Source organism: Streptomyces sp. B6B3 (assembly GCF_039871525.1).
GTDB lineage: Bacteria > Actinomycetota > Actinomycetes > Streptomycetales > Streptomycetaceae > Streptomyces.
The window spans coordinates 321,335-339,009 of sequence record NZ_JBDPLU010000001.1; the positions used below are offsets into that span (position 1 = coordinate 321,335).

Genomic DNA, 17,675 nt, shown 5'->3' on the forward strand with positions numbered 1-17,675 from the left:
CCCCGATACGGTCAGGGCGCGGCCGGCGCCCCCGCGAACGGCGAACGAGCGACGAGGAGCAAGCAGTGGCTGTGTCTGACAGGAACCCGGACTCCCCGGACGGCGCCGCCGTGGCCGAGCCCGGCAGCCGGGAGTGGCTGATATATCGCGGCGTCGGCGAGCCGCACGACGGCATCCGCGCCCTGCCCAAGCCGCCGCCGTGGCGGGACTTCGACGGACGGCCGCTGGTCGCGGCCGCGCCCGACGCCGACAGCACCTCCACCCGCCGGCTCGGCGCCTTCCGCCACATCGCGGAGATGCACCGGCCCAGCGCGGAGGAGCTGGAGATCATCAACGCCGCGCTGTACCTGCGGCGCCCGCTGCTGGTCACCGGCAGCCCCGGCACCGGCAAGAGCACCCTGGCGCACGCCGTCGCCCACGAGCTGCGGCTCGGCCGGGTGCTGCACTGGCCGATCGTCAGCCGCACCACCCTGGGCGACGGCCTCTACCACTACGACGCCATCGCCCGGCTGCAGGACACCCAGATCGCGGCCAGCGGCCGGGCCGCCGGCGCGACGCCCGGCACCGCACCGGGAGGGATCGGCAGCTATCTGCGGCTCGGGCCGCTGGGCACCGCGCTGCTGCCCACGCCGGTGCCGCGGGTGCTGCTCATCGACGAGCTCGACAAGAGCGACATCGACCTGCCGAACGACCTGCTGAACGTCCTGGAGGAGGGTGAGTTCACGATCCCGGAGCTGGAGCGCATCGCCGAGCGCGAGCCCGAGGTCGAGGTGCTCACCGACGACGGCCAGCAGGTCAGCATCAGGGACGGCCGGGTGCGCTGCCACGCGTTCCCGTTCGTCGTGCTGACCAGCAACGGCGAGCGGGACTTCCCCGCCCCGTTGCTGCGCCGCTGCATCCATCTGGAGCTGAGCCGGCCCGACCCGGAGCGGTTGGCCACCGTGGTCCGCGCCCATCTGGGTGACGAGCTGGCCCGCGTCGGCGAGGACCTGATCAGCCGGTTCTTCGACCGCTCCCGCACCGAACAGCTGGCCACCGACCAGCTGCTGAACGCCATCTACCTCACCCACCACGCCGAGCCGCTCACCCGGGACCGGCTGGCGGACATGCTCATCCGGCGACTGGACCGGCCCAGGTAGCCCGCGATGCTGGACGCCGACGCCCCCTCGCCGGGCGACGCCGAATCCGCCGGCCAGGGATCGGGGCTGGCCGGGCTGGTCGGCGCGCTGCGTGGCGCCGGCCTGGATCCGGACTGGGCCGGGCTGGCCGACGCGCTGTGGCTGGCGCGGTACGCGCGGCCCACGGGCGCACGGGCCGAGCCGAGCGCCGCCGACCCGGCCGCGCGTCCCGACCCGGCGCCGGCCGACCGGGGCCGCCCCGCCGCACCCCGGGACGAACACCCCGGGGAGCCGGAGTCGCCGGCCCCGAGCGGACCCGGACGGATGCCCCGGGCCGGCGACCAGACCGTCGCGCTCTACGCCGACCCGCACGGTTCCGGCGAACCGCGCTCCGCCCTGACCAGGGACGCGCTGCGGGTCGGCGTGCCGGAGGCCAGGGCGCTCCCCGACCTGCTGGAGCTCGAACGCGCGCTGCGGCCGTTGCGGCGCTGCCGCCCGCCCGCCCCGCCGCCCAGGGCGGTCCGCGGCGAGCTGGACGAGCGGGCCACCGTGGAACGCGCCGCCCGGTCCGGCGGGCTGCTGCTACCCGCCTTCCACGAGGTGCCGCGCGGGCACGTCGACCTCCAGCTGCTGATGGACGCGGCCTCCGCCATGCGGGTGTGGCAGCGGATGCTCGGCGAGCTCACCGAGGTCTTCGCGCGGCTCGGCGCGTTCCGCGACATCCAGGTCCACTACCTGCACGAGTCGCCCGACGGCCGCCCGGCGATCAGCCGCAGGTTCGACCCGGACGAGGCGGTGCTGCGCCCCGTCCGCCAGCTCCAGGACCCCACGGGCCGCCGGCTGACCGTGGTGGTCAGCGACTGCACCGGGCCGCTGTGGCGCAGCGGCGCCGCGCACCGGCTGCTGTACCGGCTCTCCCGGCACGCCCAGGTGGCCGTCGTGCAGCCGCTGCCGCAGCGACTGTGGGCGCGCACCCGGCTGCCCGTCTCGCCGGGGCGGCTGCTGCGCGACGAGTGGCCGATCTCCTCGGCCAGGCTCCGCTTCGCCGCCGACGATCCGCGCCGGCCGCACGGCCCCGGCGACGGCGCCGTGCCCGTGCCGGTGCTGCCGCCGACGCCCGCCGCGCTCGGCGCCTGGACGGGCCTGCTGGCCGGCGTCGGCTCCGGATCGGTGCGCGCCGCCGTCGGCTGGGTCCGCGGCGACCAGCCCGCCGCCGCCACGACACAGCGGCGGGCCGCCGACTCCCGCTCCGCGGCGCAGCTGCTGGCCCGGTTCCGCGCCACGGCCTCGCCGGCCGCCGTCCGGCTGGCCGGATACCTGGCGGCGGCGCCGCTGTTCCTGCCGGTGATGCAGCTGATCCAGCGGACCATGCTGCCCGACTCCGGGCCCGCCGAGCTGTCCGAGGTGATGCTCAGCGGCCTGATCCGCCGCCGCGCCGGCGGCACCGGCGGCACCGCGGGCGGCGGCGACGGCCGGTGGTACGAGTTCGCGGACGGCGTGCACCAGGAGCTGCTCGGCTCCCTCGGCCACGACGAGGCGGTGCTGGTGCTCAAGCACTGCTCCGGCTACGTCGAACAGCGCTTCGGCAAGGCGGGGCCCAACTTCCCCGCGCTGGCGCTGGCCCAGCTCGCCGGCGGCCACGTCGCGGAGGCCCTGCCGGTCCCGCCGGACCACGCCGCCCCGCCGGACCCGGGCGCCGGGCCCGAGGACCGTGCGGAACCGGCCCGCGGCCCGGTCGCGCCCCAGCCGTTCGCGGAGGTCGCGGCCAAGGTGTTGCAGCGCTTCCTGCCCGAGTTCCCGCCCGAGTCCCCGCCCGTCTCGCTGCACCGCGACCCGGAGGCGGACGCCCCGCCGGTGGCCGAGACCGTCGGCCAGGCCCGCGCGCTCGCCGACCGGTTCGCCGAGGACGGCCGGGTCCGGCACCTGCTGGAGGCGGTGCGGATGCTGCGCGAGGCCGTCTCGGGACAGCGCGGCCCCGGCCGCGGCACCGACCCCGAGCTCTGGGGTGAGCTGGCCGACCTGCTGCTGCGGCTGTGGCGCGCGCAGCGCGACGGCGCGCTGCTGCGCGAGGCGCGGCAGGCCGCCCGCACCGCCGCCGCCCACCCCGGCGCGGTGCGCGCCCGCGCCGTGCTGGCCCGGGTGCTCAGCGCCGAGGCCGGCGAGCGGCAGGCGCTGGGCGACCGCCGGGGCGCCCTGGAGCTGTGGCGGCAGGCGGACCGCGAGTTCGCCGCGGTCTGCGCCACCCCGGGACTGAGTGTGCACGAGGCGCTCGGCCCGGCCCTGGAACGGGTGCGGGTGCTGGAGGAGCAGTGGCGGCTCGGCGGCGACACCGGCCTGCTCCAGGAGAGCGTCGGCATGCTGGAGGCCATCGTGGACGCCTGGCCCGGCAGTGACCCGGTGCCGAGCGGGCTGCCGCTGGCCATCGGCCGGGCGCTGCTGCGGCTGGCCGGCGCCGAGCCGGACGCCGAGCGGGCCCGGGTCAACGCCGAGCAGGCCGCGGTCTCGTTGGAGCTCGGCGCCCAGGCGCTGCTCGCCGAGTCCGCCCCGCCCCGCGCCACCGCGCGGGCGCTGCTCGACCAGGTGGACGCGCTGCTGCTGACCGAGCGGGACTGGCCGCGCGCCGACTCGGTCATCGCGCGGGCCCGCAAGCTGACCGACGACCCGGAGCTGTACGGCGCCTGCCTGATCCGCTCGGCGCGGTTGCGGGCCCGGCGCTTCGCCGAGCACGGCTCGCCGTCCGACCTGGCGGCGGCGGCCCAGCGGTTCGCCGGCGCCAGCCGGCTGCTGTCCCGGGACCGGCCCGAGTACGGGCAGCTGCTGGAGGAGTGGGGGGCGCTGCTGCTCCAGCGGGCCGGCCTGGAGGGCGGCGCCACGGCCATCTCCCAGGCCGTGCGGGTGCTGCGGGACTGCCGCATGGAGACGCCGGCCGACGACCCGCGGCTGCCGCACCGGCTGCTGCTGCTCGGCCGCGCCCTCGCCGCCCGGTACCAGGAGGCGGTGGACATGGTCGACCTGCGCGAGGCGGAGCACCTCTTCACCCGCGCCGCCACCGGCGCCGAGGAGCCGCTGACCCGCGCCTGGGCCTGGTTCGAGCTGGGCGAGACGCACCGCCGCGCGTTCCGGCACATCGGCCGGCTGGAGCGGCTGGAGTCGGCCGCCGAGGCGTACCGCAGGTCCGCAGCGGCGGCCGCGGAGGCGGAGCGCGCCGAACGGAGCGGCGCGGAGTCGTCCGAGGCGGTCCGGCTCGGCGCGCTCGCGTTGCACCAGCGTGGCGACGCGTACGAGCACGCCAAGCGCCCGCTGGCGGCGGCCGAGGCGTTCCGTGCGGCCCGGACGCTGTGGCGACGCCTACCGGACGGCGGCGGCGACGACGGCCGGGCGACCCAGCAACGCCTCGACGAACTCCGCGGCGGCCCCGACGCCTGACCCGGCCGACCCTGGCGCGGGGCGCCCAACACCCGCCGCGTACTGGCTGGTTCGGACGGGTAGCCGCGGAACGGGGGTTTCCGCAGGCGATCGCGGGGGAATGTCCGCATGGCCCCTGTCGGCGATGCGTGGAGTCAAGCGCCGCGAGGAGGAATCATGACATCCCGCCCACGGGACGCGGCTGGGTGCGCCACCACAGCGGACGGCACTCCCGACGACACCGCCCCCGCCGCCCGCGAGCCGCTGCCCGACCTGCTCGGACTCAGCCTGGGAGAGCTGCGCCGCCTGGACCACCCGGTGCTCAACGAGGTGCTCGACGAGCTGCGCGATCGGATGGTCACGCCGGGGGAGACCCTCTGGCAGTTCTCCCAGGCCTGGTGACGGCGTGGCCGTACCGTTCCGGCAGTTCGTCGTCAAGGTCAACAGCCGCTGCAACCTCGCCTGCGACTACTGCTACATGTACGAGGCGGCGGACCAGGGCTGGCGCCGGCAGCCGGTGACCGCCGCGCCGCGGACCCTGCGGCGCACCGCCCAACGGATCGGCGAACACGCCGCGACGCACCGGCTGTCCGCCGTCTCCGTGGTGCTGCACGGCGGCGAGCCGCTGCTCACCGACCCCGACGACCTGGGCGCGTTCGTGCACGAGGTGCGCGCGCGGGTGCCCGCCGGCTGCGCCGTGCGCGCCACCGTGCAGACCAACGGGGTGCTGCTCACCGAACGGCGGCTGCGCGCGCTCGCCGGGCACCGGATCCGCGTCGGGCTGAGCCTGGACGGCGGGCTGGCCCACCACAACCGGCACCGGATCGACCACGCCGGCCGCCCCGCCTGGGCCGGGATCCGCCGGGCGGCCCGGCTGTTGGCCGAGCCCGGACACCGCGCCGGCTACGCCGGGGTGCTCTGCGTCATCGACCTCGAAAGCGATCCGGTGGAGGTGTACGAGTCGCTGCTGCGGCTCGACCCACCGGCGCTCGCCCTGCTGCTGCCGCACGGCAACTGGACCACCCCGCCGCCGGGACTGCCGGGCGGCCTGCCCGACCCGGCCGCCGCGCGCCCGACGCCGTACGGCGACTGGCTGTGCGCCGTCTTCGATCGCTGGTGGCGGGACGACCGCCGGCGGGTCAGGATCCGTCTCTTCCAGGAGTGCGTCGCCCTGCTGCTCGGGCTGCCCGCCGCGGGCGAGGCCCTGGGCCTGCAGCCCTTCGACGCCGTCGTGGTGGAGACGGACGGGAGCATCGAGCAGGTGGACGCGCTCAAGACGGCCTACCCCGGCGCCACCGAGACCGGACTCGACGTGTTCCGGCACCCGTTCGACGCGGCGCTCCGCCACCCGGGCGTGGTGGCCCGGCAGGACGGGCGCGCCGCCCTGGCCGAGGACTGCCAGCGCTGCCCGCTCGTCGAGGTCTGCGGGGCCGGCCACTACGCCCACCGCTACCGGGAGGGCCACGGCTTCCGCAATCCGTCGGTCTACTGCGCCGACCTGCAACGCCTGATCCGGCACGTCGCCGCGGCGCTCCGCCGGGCCGCCGACCCCGAGGCGGCTCCGGTGGCCGGGGCGGCTCCGTGACCGGCACCCTCGCCCCGGAACACCTGCGGGAGCTGGGGCGGGCCGAGGGCGGCGGCGACACGCTGGCGCTGCTGACCGCGGACCAGCACACCCGGCGCCTGCTGCTGCTGCGGCTGCTCTTCGACGCGGTCGGCGCCGCCCCCCTGCCCCTCGCCAGGGACCACGCCGACCTGCTGGAGCACGCCGAACGGGCCGCGCCCGAGGCCGCCCGCCGGGTGCTGTTCTATCCGCTGACCGGCCCCTGGGCCGAGTCCTGCGTCCGGCAACTGGAGCGCGGCGCCCCGTCCGAGGCGGCCCGCGACCTCGCCCACCTCGGGTCCGTCGCCGCCGCCGCGGCCATCCGCGCGGGACTGGACTTCACCACCAGCGCCCCGCTGCGCGACGGCCGGATGACGCTGCCCACGCTCGGCGCGCTGCACAGCGCCGCCCCCGACGGGGCGCTCGCCGACCTCAGCGGCCGCGACGGCCTGTTGATCATGCGCACCCCCGGCGAGCCGCCGCTGGAGGTGCGTCGCGACCCGGACGGCTCCTGGCACTCCGACGACCCGCGCTGGCTGCCGTTGCGCACCCTGGACGGCGGGCCGCGCCCCGTGCTGCTCGACGACCTCGACCCGGGTCCGCTGGCCGCGCGGACCTCCGCGCCCGGCGGGGCGCACGCGCGCAGGGAACTACCGCCCGGGGAGCGCGAACACTGGGCCGCGCTGTGGCAGGGCGCGCTGCCCCTGCTGCACCTCGGCGGCGCCGCCCGGTCCGCCGAACTCGCGCTGCTGGACTGCATCGTGCCGATGGCCGAACCGGCGGACACCGAGGTCGGGCACTCCAGCGGCACCAGCCCGGGCGCCTTCGGCGCCGTGCTGGCCAGCCCGCCGCCCAGCCCGGCGCTGCTCGCCGCCGGGCTGACCCACGAACTGCAGCACGCGAAGCTCGCCGCGCTCAGCGAGCTCACCCCGTTGCACACCGCGGGCGCCGAGCGCCGCCACTGGGCCCCGTGGCGCCCCGATCCGCGCCCCTTCGACGGGCTGTTGCACGGCGCCTACGCCCATCTCGCGCTCGCCGCCTTCTGGCAACGGCTGGCGCTGAGCCTGGCCGACCCGGCCGAACGCGACTACTCCTGGGCGGCGCACGCCCGGTGCTGGGCCCAGGTGGCCGCCGTCCTGCCGGTGCTGCGGGACACCCGCCGGCTCACCGACGCCGGCCGCGAGTTCGTCCGCGCCATGGCCGAACGCCACGAGCAGCTGCGCCGACCGCGACCGCCGGACGGCCATCTGGTGCGGGCCACCGCGTACGTGGAGACCGCCCGCACGCTGTGGAGCCGGCAGCATGCCCGGCAGTAGAGGCACCTCACAGCGCCCCGCGGGCCGGGGGAGGTTACCTGACGGACGCCCGGTGTATGTTCCCAGCGAGGACATCTGACGGTCCGTCGCCATCGCGGTACGAGGAGAGACCCGTGGACACCGAAGCCGAGACCCGCCAGGTCACCATCAGCTTCGCGGGCTTCAACCGCCCCTGGGCCGCCTGGATCGGCGACCGGTTGGAGCGGCACGGCGTCCGGGTCGCGTTCCAGCGCTGGGACCCGCCCCTGGAGACCTCGCTCGAGGAGGCGCTGACCGACCTGCTGCTGGTCGAGGGCCGCATCCTGGTGGTGCTCAGCGACTGGTACTTCAAGCTCGGCCCGCGCCGCGAGGAGGCGTGGAACGCGGCGCTGCGCTCCGTCGTCGCCCCGCACACCCACCGGTTCGCGGCGGTGTCCGTCACCTCGCAGCCGATGCCCTCGGCCACCGCCGCGTTCGGCGGGGCCGCCGAGCTGTGGGGCATCGGCGCCCGGGAGGCGGAGCGCCGCCTGATCAGCCTGCTGGGCATCGGCGGGCAGCGGCACACCCCGCCGGCCGGGGTGTCGATCGACCGCAGACGCGGCCCGCGGTATCCGCACGAGCAGCCCAGCATCTGGAGCGGCGTGCCCCGGCGGAACACCCGGTTCACCGGCCGCGAGGGCACCCTCCAGGAGGCGTACGCCGAGCTCCAGGAGTCCGAGCCGGGCGCCGGGGTGGTCACCCTGCTCGGCATGTCCGGCGTCGGCAAGACCCAGATCGGCGCCGAGTACGCGTACCGGTTCGGCCCGGAGTACGACATGGTCTGGTGGGTGCCGGCCGACCAGCGCGGCACGCTGCGCCAGCGGCTCGCCGAGCTGGCGCCCGCGCTGGAGCTCACCACCGGACCCGACTACGGCGAGCGGCTGCGTGCCGTCCGGGACGCGTTGCGCCGCGGCGACCCGCACGCTCGCTGGCTGCTGGTGCTCGACGGCGCCGACGATCCGACCGCCGTGGCCGACCTGGTGCCCACCGGACCCGGGCACGTCATCATCACCTCGCAGAACCGCGAATGGGCCCAGCACAACACCACGCTCATCGAGGTGCCGGTGTACCTGCGCGAGGAGTCCGTGGCGTTCATCCGCCGCCGCGCCCCGCGCATCGACGCCACCAACGCCGACCTGCTCGCCGACTCGCTGGGCGACCTGCCGCTGGCGCTGGACCAGACCGCGGGCTGGCTCAGCGACGCCACCATGTCGGTCCCCGAGTACGTCGACCTGCTGCACGGCGGCGCCGACCTGGAGTCCGGGCTCCGGCTGTCCACCGACTTCCCGATGAGCTACTACACGGCCTTCTCCATACTGCTGAACCGGCTGCGCGAGACCGCGCCGGAGGCGGTGGAGCTGCTGCGGCTGTGCGCCTTCTTCGCGCCCGGCGCCATCCCGGTCACGCTGCTGCGCGCCGTTCCCACCGAGGAACTGCCCGAACCGTTGGCCGGGCTGATGGACGACTCGCTGCGGTGGAACGCCGCCGTCGGCAAGCTGGTGCAGCACTCCGTGGTGCGCTTCGAGGCCGACGAGAGCGAGGTGCACGACCAGGATCCGGCCTCCTCCGGGACGCTGCACCTGCACCGGATGGTGCACCAGACCGTGCGCGACGGGATGACCGAGGAGGACCAGGCCAACTACTCCCGGGCGGTGCGCCGCGCGCTGGCCGCGGCCGACCCGCTGCGCCCCACCGACACCCGGCTGTGGCCCCGGTTCGCCAGGCTGGTGCCCCATCTGGACCCGTCGGGGGCGCTCCGCAGCACCCATCCCGACCTGCACCGGCTGATCTTCAACTGCATCAGGTACCTGTACCTCGCCGGCGAGTACACGGCCGGCGTCCAGCTGATCGAGCGCACCGAGCGCGCCTGGCGCGAGGTGCTCGGCGCCGAGGACGTCGCGCTCTGGGACCTGGCGTCGCAGCAGGCGACCATGGTGCGGGCGCTCGGCGACTACGCCCGCTGCGAGCGGCTCGACCGCTCGGTCATCGACCACCTGACCACGGCCCGCGGCGCGCTCGACCCCAGCGTGCTGCGCGCCCGGGAGGGGTTGGCCGCCGACCTGCGAGGGCTGGCCCGCTTCCAGGAGGCGCTGGAGGTCAACGAGCGCTCCCTGGCCGGGCACGTCGAGGTGGTCGGCGAGACCGACTCCCGGACCTTCCACTCCCGGCACAACCTGGCCCTGACCCTGCGGCTGCTGGGCCGCTACGCCCAGGCCATGGACCTCAACCGGAAGAACCTCGCGGACCGCCGCGAGCTGCTCGGCGCCCGGCACAACTCCACGCTCCTCGCGGAGAACGCGTACGCCCTCGACCTGCGGCTGCTCGGCCGCTACGACGAGGCGTACTCGGTCCAGGAGCAGGGCGTGGCGCAGCACCGCGCGGTGATGGGCGCGGACAACCCGCAGACCCTCACCGCCGAGCAGAACCTCGCGCTCTGCGTGCTGCGGGCGGGCGACCGGGCGGGCGCCCACGCCCGGTTGGGGAACCTGCTGGAGCGGGCCGAGCGGGTGCTGGGCGACGACTCGCCGCTGACGCTGCGCATCGCCACCTGCTACTCGTTCGTCCAGCGCGCCCACGGGAACCTGGACCAGGCCCGGGCGATCGGCGAGTCCATCATGGAGCGCTTCCGGATCACGCTCGGGCCGCGGCACCCGTACACGCTGGGCGCGGCGGTGAACCACGCGCTGGTGCTGCGGGCGGCCGGCGAGCGGCAGCAGTCCCTGCTGCTCACCGAGGAGTGCCTGGCGGACATGGCCACGGCGCTCGGCCCCGACCACCCGTGGACGCTCGGCACGGCGCTCAACGCCACGGCGGGCCGCAGCCTGGACGGGGACCTGGAGGGCGCCGTCGAGCTCAGCCGGGACACCGCCCGCCGGGCCGCGAAGGCGGTGGGCCGCAAGCATCCGCTGTTCCTGTCCTGCCAGACCGCGCTGGCGCTGGACCTGCGCGGGGTGCGCAAGGGCGAGGACGCCGACAAGGTGGAGGAGGAGGCCCTGTCCGGGCTGATCTCCACGCTCGGCTCGCAGCACGTGCACACGGTCAGCGCCCGCAGCCGGGTCCGCCCCTTCTGGGACTTCGAGCCGCTCGGGACGTAGCCCTTGCCGGGCTCTGGGGGCGCCCCGGGGCCCGGCCGTCGGCGGACGAGCGGGACCGTACGGACACGCAGGGCACGCCGAGGCGGGCCGGGCATCCGGCGGCGTGCTGCCGCGGACGCCCGGCCCGCCTGGGCTCGTGCGGTCGTGCTCCGGGCTACAGCGTGAAGACCTCGTCGGCCAGGGCCTGCTGCTCGGCCTGGTGGCGCTTGGCCGAGCCGACCGCGGGCGAGGACGACGACGGGCGGGAGACCCGGTGCAGCCGGTCGGCCCCGGGCACCTGGCCCGAGCCGATGATCACGTCCAGGTGGTCCACCAGGTTCAGCGCGATGAACGGCCACGCGCCCTGGTTCGCCGGCTCCTCCTGGGCCCACACGTACCGCTCGGCGTTCCGGTAGCGCGCCAGCTCGGTCTGGATCTCCTCGCTGGGCAGCGGGTAGAGCCGCTCCAGGCGGACCAGCGCCGTGTCGCGCACCTCGCGCTTGTCCCGCTCGGCGGCCAGCTCGTAGTACACCTTGCCGGAGCAGAAGACGACCTTGCGCACCTCGGACGGGTCCACCGTGGTGTCGCCGATCAGCGGCTTGAAGCCGCCGGAGGTGAACTCCTCGGCCGCGGAGGTCGCCGCCTTCAGCCGCAGCATCCACTTCGGGGTGAACACGATCAGCGGCTTGTGGTGCGGGTTGTGCACCTGCCAGCGCAGCAGGTGGAAGTAGTTCGCCGGGACGGTGGGCATCGCGACCGTCATGTTGTTCTGCGCGCAGAGCGCGAGGAAGCGCTCGATCCGAGCCGAGGAGTGGTCCGGGCCCTGGCCCTCGTACCCGTGCGGCAGCAGCAGCGTGACGCCCGAGGTCTGGCCCCACTTCTGCTCGGCCGAGGAGATGAACTCGTCGATCACGGTGGCCGCGCCGTTGGCGAAGTCACCGAACTGCGCCTCCCACATCACCAGCGCGTCGGGCCGGGCCAGCGAGTACCCGTACTCGAAGCCCATGGCCGCGTACTCGCTGAGCAGCGAGTCGTAGACGTTGAACCGGGCCTGGTCCTCGGAGAGGTACAGCAGCGGGGTGTAGTCCTCGCCGGTCTTCCGGTCGATCAGCACCGAGTGCCGCTGGCCGAAGGTGCCGCGCCGGGTGTCCTGGCCGGCGAGCCGCACCGGGGTGCCCTCCATCAGCAGCGAGCCGATGGCCAGCAGTTCGCCCATCGCCCAGTCGATCGTGCCCTCCTCGACCATGGCCGCCCGGCGCTGCAGCTGCGGCAGCAGCCGCGGGTGGACCGTGATCCGCTCGGGGATGTTGACCTGGGACTCGGCGATCCGCTTGACGACCTCCTGGCTGACGCCGGTCTCCAGGCTCACCGGGAACTCCGGCTGCGGCGCCGGGACCTCGGCGGGCGCGGGCGTGCCGGTGGCCTCCCGCACCTCCTTGAAGACCTTCTCCAGCTGGCCCTGGAAGTCCTGGAGCGCCTGCTCCGCCTCCTCCAGGGTGATGTCCCCGCGGCCGATCAGCGATTCGGTGTACAGCTTGCGCACCGACCGCTTCTTGTCGATCAGGTCGTACATCAGCGGCTGGGTGAAGGAGGGGTTGTCCGTCTCGTTGTGCCCGCGCCTGCGGTAGCACACCAGGTCGATGACGACGTCCTTGTTGAACGCCTGGCGGTACTCGAAGGCGAGCCGGGCGACCCGGCACACCGCCTCCGGGTCGTCGCCGTTGACGTGGAAGATCGGGGCCTCGATCATCCGGGCGACGTCGGTGCAGTACGTCGAGGACCGGGCCGCCGCGGCGGTCGCGGTGTACCCGACCTGGTTGTTGATGACGATGTGCACCGAACCGCCGGTGCGGTACCCGCGCAGCTGCGACATGTTGAGCGTCTCGGCGACCACGCCCTGGCCGGCGAACGCCGCGTCACCGTGGATCAGCACGGGCAGCACGGTGAAGTCCTTGCCGCCCTTGCCGATGATGTCCTGCTTGGCGCGCGAGACGCCCTCCACGATCGGGTCGACCGCCTCCAGATGCGAGGGGTTGGCGGCCAGCGACACCTTGATCTTCTCGCCGCACAGGCCGGTGAAGGTGCCCTCGGTGCCGAGGTGGTACTTGACGTCGCCCGAGCCGTGCATCGACTTCGGGTCGAGGTTCCCCTCGAACTCGCGGAAGATCTGCGCGTAGGACTTGCCCACGACGTTGGCCAGCACGTTCAGCCGGCCGCGGTGGGCCATGCCGATGACGGCCTCGTCCAGGCGCGCCTCGGCGGCCTCGTCGAGCACCGAGTCGAGCAGCGGGATGACGGTCTCGCCGCCCTCCAGCGAGAACCGCTTCTGGCCGACGTACTTGGTCTGCAGGAACGTCTCGAACGCCTCGGAGGCGTTGAGCCGGCGCAGGATGCGCAGCTGCTCCTCACGCTCGGGCGGGGTGTGCGGGCGCTCCACCCGGTCCTGGATCCACTTGCGCTCCTTGGGATCCTGGATGTGCATGTACTCGATGCCGGTGGTGCGGCAGTACGAGTCGCGCAGCACGCCGAGGATGTCGCGCAGCTTCAGCATGGACTTGCCGGCGAAGCCGCCGACCGCGAACTCGCGCTCCAGGTCCCACAGGGTGAGCCCGTGCTCCTTGATGTCCAGGTCGGGGTGCTTGCGCTGCTTGTACTCCAACGGGTCGGTGTCGGCCATCAGGTGGCCGCGCACCCGGTACGCGTGGATCAGGTCGAAGACGCGGGCCGCCTTGGTGACGTCGTCGTCGTGGTTGACGTCGATGTCCCGGTGCCAGCGCACCGGCTCGTACGGGATGCGCAGCGCCTCGAAGATGTCGTCGTAGAAGCCGTTCTCGCCCAGCAGCAGCTGGCTCATCAGCCGCAGGAACTCGCCGGAGGCCGCGCCCTGGATCACCCGGTGGTCGTAGGTGGAGGTGAGCGTCATGACCTTGGAGATGCCGAGGCGGTTCAGCGTCTCCTGGGAGGTGCCCTGGAACTCGGCCGGGTACTCCATGGCGCCGACCGCGATGATCAGGCCCTGACCCGGCATCAGCCGCGGCATCGAGTGCACGGTGCCGATGCCGCCCGGGTTGGTCAGCGAGGCGGTGACGCCCGAGTAGTCGTCCATGGTGAGCTTGCCGCCGCGGGCCCGGCGCACGACGTCCTCGTACGCCTGCCAGAACTCGAAGAAGCTGAGATCCTCGGCTCCCTTGATGGCCGGCACCACGAGCTGGCGGTCGCCGTTCTTCTTCACCAGGTCGATGGCGAGGCCGAGGTTGACGTGGTCCGGCCTGACCAGGGTGGGCTTGCCGTCCTTCTCGGTGAACGAGCAGTTCATCGAGGGCATGGCCTTCAGCGCCTGCACCATGGCGTAGCCGATGAGGTGCGTGAACGACACCTTGCCGCCGCGGGCGCGCTTGAGGTGGTTGTTGATGACGATGCGGTTGTCGAAGAGCAGCTTGACCGGGACCGCGCGGACCGAGGTGGCGGTGGGCAGCTCGCGCGAGGCGTTCATGTTCTTCGCGACGGCGGCGGCCGGGCCGCGCAGCGTGACCAGCTCGGGCCCGCCGGCCTCCTCCGCCTCGGCGGCGGCCTTGCCGGCGGGCTTCGCGGCGGTGGGCTTGGCGGCCGGCTTCGTGGCGGGCTTCGCGGGCGCCCCGGTGGCCGCGTCGGCCGGCTTCGCCGGGGCCTCGGTGGCCTGGGCCGCCGGCTGCGCCGGGGCGGCCTGCGGGGCGGCCGCGGCGGTGGCCTCGCCGCCGTCCGCCGCCTCCTGCGCGCCGTCGGCGCGCTTGGTGCCCTGCCCGCCGGGCTTGTAGTCGGCGAAGAAGTCCCACCAGGCCCGGTCCACGGAGTTCGGGTCCCGGAGGTACTGCTGGTAGATCTCGTCAACGAGCCATTCGTTCGCACCGAATCCGGCGGCGGGGTTCTTCTCCGCCCCTGGGTCGGTCTCGACGCTGGAGGTGTTCGGGGACTGTGGCGACACGGCGGCAACCGCCCTCTTCCGCTTCACAAGGTCATGGACAGCGGAAATCAAGGCTACGCCTCCCCGGCCTCGGGTCGCAGTCCAGGAACGGCAGACGTCGCCTAGATCACATTCGGGCCCGGGGTTTCGGTGGTTTCGGCAGGCGAGCCTCCGGGAACTGGTCAGAGTTCGGCGCGAAACGGCAAGGAAACGGTAATGAAGCCGCGACCTGGCGGCGCTACGGACCGCCGATGATCGGGATCCGCCGTCCACCCGGTCGCCGCGCTCCCGCGACAGTCGTCAGGGCCGTGTCTCGCCATCACCCGGAAGAGTGAGTCTGATGCGGCAGCCGCGCCGCGACTCGGCGACGCCGATGGTGCCTCCGTGCAGGTCCACCGCCCAGCGGGCGATCGCCAGGCCGAGCCCGGTGCCGCCGTCGCGCGGGGCGTGGCCGTCCGTGGTGCCCCGCCCGAAGCGCTCGAAGACCAGCTCGCGCTGCGCCCGGGGAATGCCCGGGCCCTGGTCCCTGACCTCCAGTATCAGCCCGCCCGGCAGCTGTCCCGGGCGGGCCAGGACCACCACCTCGCCGCCGAGTGGGCTGTGCTTGACCGCGTTGTCCACCAGGTTGGTGACCACCTGGTCGAGCCGCTCCGGGTCCGCGTGGGCGCGCAGACCGTTGGGCGTGACGTCCAGCCGGAGCCGGACGTCCGTCCTGGCGTGGCCGCGGCGCATGGCCACCGTGGCGTCGCCGAGCACGGCGGACAGGTACGGCTCCACCTGGAAGCCGCGCGGCCGCAGCGGCACCACGCCGTTCTCCAGCCGGGACAGGTCGAGCAGCTGCTCGACCAGGCGTCCCAGCCGCTCGGTCTGCCGCAGCGCCGTGGACATGGTCTTCGGGTCCGCCTCCGAGACGCCGTCCACCACGTTCTCCAGCACCGCCCGCAGGCCGGCGATGGGCGTCCGCAGCTCGTGCGAGACGTTGGCCACCAGCTCCTTGCGGTGCCGGTCCACCGCCTGGAGGTCGGCTGCCATGCGGTTGAAGGCGCGGGCCAGGTCGCCCAGCTCGTCCCGCCGGGCGACGCGCACCCGGCGGCCGTAGTCGCCGCGGGCCATGGCCCGGGCGGCCGAGGTCATCTCGAGCACCGGCGTCGCCAGGCTCTGCGCGACGAACTGGGTGACCAGCAGCGAGGCGATGATCGCCATGATCGCGATTACCTGGAGCTCGATGTCGGAGCGGTAGGCCAGCAGGCTCAGCATGGTCGTGATCACGACCGAGATGACCACCAGCCAGCCCAGCGCCGCCTTGACCGAGCGGAACGGATCCAGTGGGCGCGTCAGACGCCAGGCCCGGCGCCACACCGGATGCCGAACGAGTTCGAGCACGCGGTCAGACCTCGCCCGCCGCCTGGCCGGAGCGTGGGGCCTCGCCGGCGAAGCCGGGCGGGGTCTCCAGCGCGTAGCCCACGCCGTGCACGGTCCTGATCCGCTCCGCGCCGATCTTCCGGCGCAGCGCCTTCACGTGGCTGTCCACGGTCCGGGTGCCCGAGGCGTCCGCCCAGTCCCACACCTCGGCCAGCAGCTGCTCCCTGGTGAGCACCGCGCGAGGCGAACGGGCCAGGCACATCAGCAGGTCGAACTCGGTGGGAGTGAGGTGGATGTCCTTACCCGCGGCGCGGACCCGGCGCTGGGTGCGGTCGATCTCCAGGTCACCCAGACGCACGCTGCCCGGCCGGGGCGTGGTGGCCGCCACGGCCGCACGCTCCACCCGACGCAGCAGAACGTGCGAGCGGGCGACCAGCTCGCGCATGGAGAACGGCTTGGTCATGTAGTCGTCGGCACCGACGCCGAGGCCGACCAGCATGTCGGTCTCGTCGTCCCGCGCGGTGAGCATCAGCACCGGTACCGGGCGCTGGGCCTGCACCCGGCGGCACACCTCGAGTCCGTCGAAGCCGGGCAGCATCACGTCGAGGATGAGCAGGTCGGGGTGCCATGCGGCGGCCGTCTCCACGGCCGCGGGGCCGTCGGCCGCGGTCTGTACGAGGAACCCCTCGGCACGGAGCCGCGCGGCGATCGCCTCCACGATGGTGGGGTCGTCCTCGATGACCAGCACGCGTCGCTGGGCACCGGGTGTGGTGGCGGTGCTGCTGTGGTGGCTCGGTCGGTCCTGGGCGGCCGGCTCGGTGGGGCCTGCCGGATCGGTGTGGTGGTTCGTCCTGGTCTCTGTCTGGTTCATGCTCCCGCCCCCGGGATCGTTGCGGTGCCAGTCGGCTGGAACTGGCATGCCTGGGTGCCGTCGAATGTGCTGTCGAGTATGGAATGTGCGCTGATTGTGCTGTGAATGTGCCGAAGGGCACTGACAAGCAGCGTAGAGCGCTAAGTCAGCTCACGGCTACGCGGATCGGGTGGCGAGATGATGGCTGGCGAGAAAGAGCACGTCCGGAGTGCCCCGGGCGACTGGTACTTCTCTGGTGCGAACGTTGCGAAATCCGGCATCTCCGAGGTTCTTCACAAAGGTGTCGGAAGGGTGCGCGGACCACACGACGAGCACGCCTCCGGGGGCGAGATGTGCGCGACACAGGTCGAGGCCCGTGGAGGAGTAGAGGTGGTCGTTGTCGTCCGTGACCGTCCAGTCGGGCCCGTTGTCGACGTCGAGGCAGATGGCGTCGTACCGGACGTCGGTGGTGCGGAGGTGCGTCAACAGGTCGGTGTGCAGCACCTCGGTGCGCGGATCGGCGAGGGCGTCCGCGGTGAACTCGGCCAGCGCGCCGGCGCGGTGCCAGTCGATGATGGCGGTCTCCCGCTCGACCACCGCGATCCGTCCCCAGCGGGGGTCGGCGGCGGCCTCGGCCAGCGAGAAGCCGACGCCGAGGCCGCCGATCAGCAGGCTCGGCGCCGGCCGGTCGTCCAGGGCGGCGAGCGCCGCGCCGACGAGCAGCCGCTCGGAGCGGCCGTCCGAGGTGTCCATCAGGAAGCACCCGTTGGCGATGATCTGCAGCAGCGCGCCGTGCCGGCGCAGCACCACCTCGCCGTGCGGGCCCTCCCTGCGGTCGAGGGTCACCGGGCCCGGGCCGTCCGGCGGGCCGCCGGGCCGTATGTGGGGCCCGGCGTCGGACGGCTCGGGGCGCGGATCGTCGCGGGGGTCGGGGGACATGCGCCCATCTTGCCTGGCCGGCCGGCCAGGTCCCGGCCGGGCGCGCGGCC

10 protein-coding genes are annotated in these 17,675 nt (G+C 74.3%); 6 read left to right on the plus strand and 4 right to left on the minus strand.

All coding sequences use genetic code 11. The features are described from left to right. The first annotated feature begins 110 nt into the window (after positions 1-110). The 6 genes from ABGB06_RS01390 (at position 111) to fxsT (ending at position 10,555) form a co-directional block, all read left to right on the plus strand. Entirely contained in the window at positions 111-1,139 is a 1,029-nt protein-coding gene (locus ABGB06_RS01390) for a MoxR family ATPase (RefSeq protein ID WP_347585408.1), read from the plus strand. Between the two features lie 6 nt (positions 1,140-1,145). Next, a complete protein-coding gene (locus ABGB06_RS01395; protein ID WP_347584715.1) occupies positions 1,146-4,544 on the plus strand; it encodes an SAV_2336 N-terminal domain-related protein in 3,399 nt (1,132 codons plus the stop codon). A 156-nt stretch (positions 4,545-4,700) separates the two neighbouring features. Continuing rightward, on the plus strand, positions 4,701-4,925 hold the full coding sequence (locus ABGB06_RS01400; RefSeq protein WP_347584716.1) for an FXSXX-COOH protein: 225 nt from the start codon (positions 4,701-4,703) through the stop codon (positions 4,923-4,925). Positions 4,926-4,929: 4 nt separating this feature from the next. After that, entirely contained in the window at positions 4,930-6,108 is a 1,179-nt protein-coding gene (locus tag ABGB06_RS01405) for an FxsB family cyclophane-forming radical SAM/SPASM peptide maturase (RefSeq protein WP_347584717.1), read from the plus strand. Next, positions 6,105-7,442 (plus strand): HEXXH motif-containing putative peptide modification protein, encoded by a 1,338-nt coding sequence (locus ABGB06_RS01410; RefSeq protein WP_347584718.1) that lies wholly within the window; start codon positions 6,105-6,107, stop codon positions 7,440-7,442. Before ABGB06_RS01405 ends, ABGB06_RS01410 begins: the two co-directional genes overlap by 4 nt. A 113-nt stretch (positions 7,443-7,555) precedes the next feature. After that, positions 7,556-10,555, plus strand: coding sequence for an FxSxx-COOH system tetratricopeptide repeat protein (fxsT, locus tag ABGB06_RS01415; protein ID WP_347584719.1), 3,000 nt, complete (start codon positions 7,556-7,558; stop codon positions 10,553-10,555). Positions 10,556-10,709: 154 nt separating this feature from the next. Here the strand turns inward: fxsT and ABGB06_RS01420 are convergent, their stop codons facing one another. From ABGB06_RS01420 to ABGB06_RS01435, 4 genes are all read right to left on the minus strand, one after another. Beyond that, on the minus strand, positions 10,710-14,495 hold the full coding sequence (locus ABGB06_RS01420) for a multifunctional oxoglutarate decarboxylase/oxoglutarate dehydrogenase thiamine pyrophosphate-binding subunit/dihydrolipoyllysine-residue succinyltransferase subunit (protein WP_347584721.1): 3,786 nt from the start codon (positions 14,493-14,495) through the stop codon (positions 10,710-10,712). A 279-nt stretch (positions 14,496-14,774) separates the two neighbouring features. After that, complete coding sequence (locus ABGB06_RS01425) at positions 14,775-15,857, minus strand: ATP-binding protein (protein WP_347584722.1); 1,083 nt, start codon at positions 15,855-15,857, stop codon at positions 14,775-14,777. Positions 15,858-15,861: 4 nt separating this feature from the next. Then, a complete protein-coding gene (locus ABGB06_RS01430) occupies positions 15,862-16,707 on the minus strand; it encodes a response regulator transcription factor (RefSeq protein ID WP_347584723.1) in 846 nt (281 codons plus the stop codon). 156 nt (positions 16,708-16,863) lie between these two features. After that, positions 16,864-17,625 (minus strand): spermidine synthase, encoded by a 762-nt coding sequence (locus ABGB06_RS01435; RefSeq protein ID WP_347584724.1) that lies wholly within the window; start codon positions 17,623-17,625, stop codon positions 16,864-16,866. Positions 17,626-17,675: the final 50 nt, after the last annotated feature.

Excerpts from the sequence above, each read along its gene's own strand:
- ABGB06_RS01430 (WP_347584723.1), bottom strand. The coding sequence starts at position 16,707 with ATGAACCAGACAGAGACCAGGACGAACCACCACACCGATCCGGCAGGC.
- ABGB06_RS01400 (WP_347584716.1), top strand. The coding sequence starts at position 4,701 with ATGACATCCCGCCCACGGGACGCGGCTGGGTGCGCCACCACAGCGGAC.
- ABGB06_RS01395 (WP_347584715.1), top strand. The coding sequence starts at position 1,146 with ATGCTGGACGCCGACGCCCCCTCGCCGGGCGACGCCGAATCCGCCGGC.
- ABGB06_RS01435 (WP_347584724.1), bottom strand. The coding sequence starts at position 17,625 with ATGTCCCCCGACCCCCGCGACGATCCGCGCCCCGAGCCGTCCGACGCC.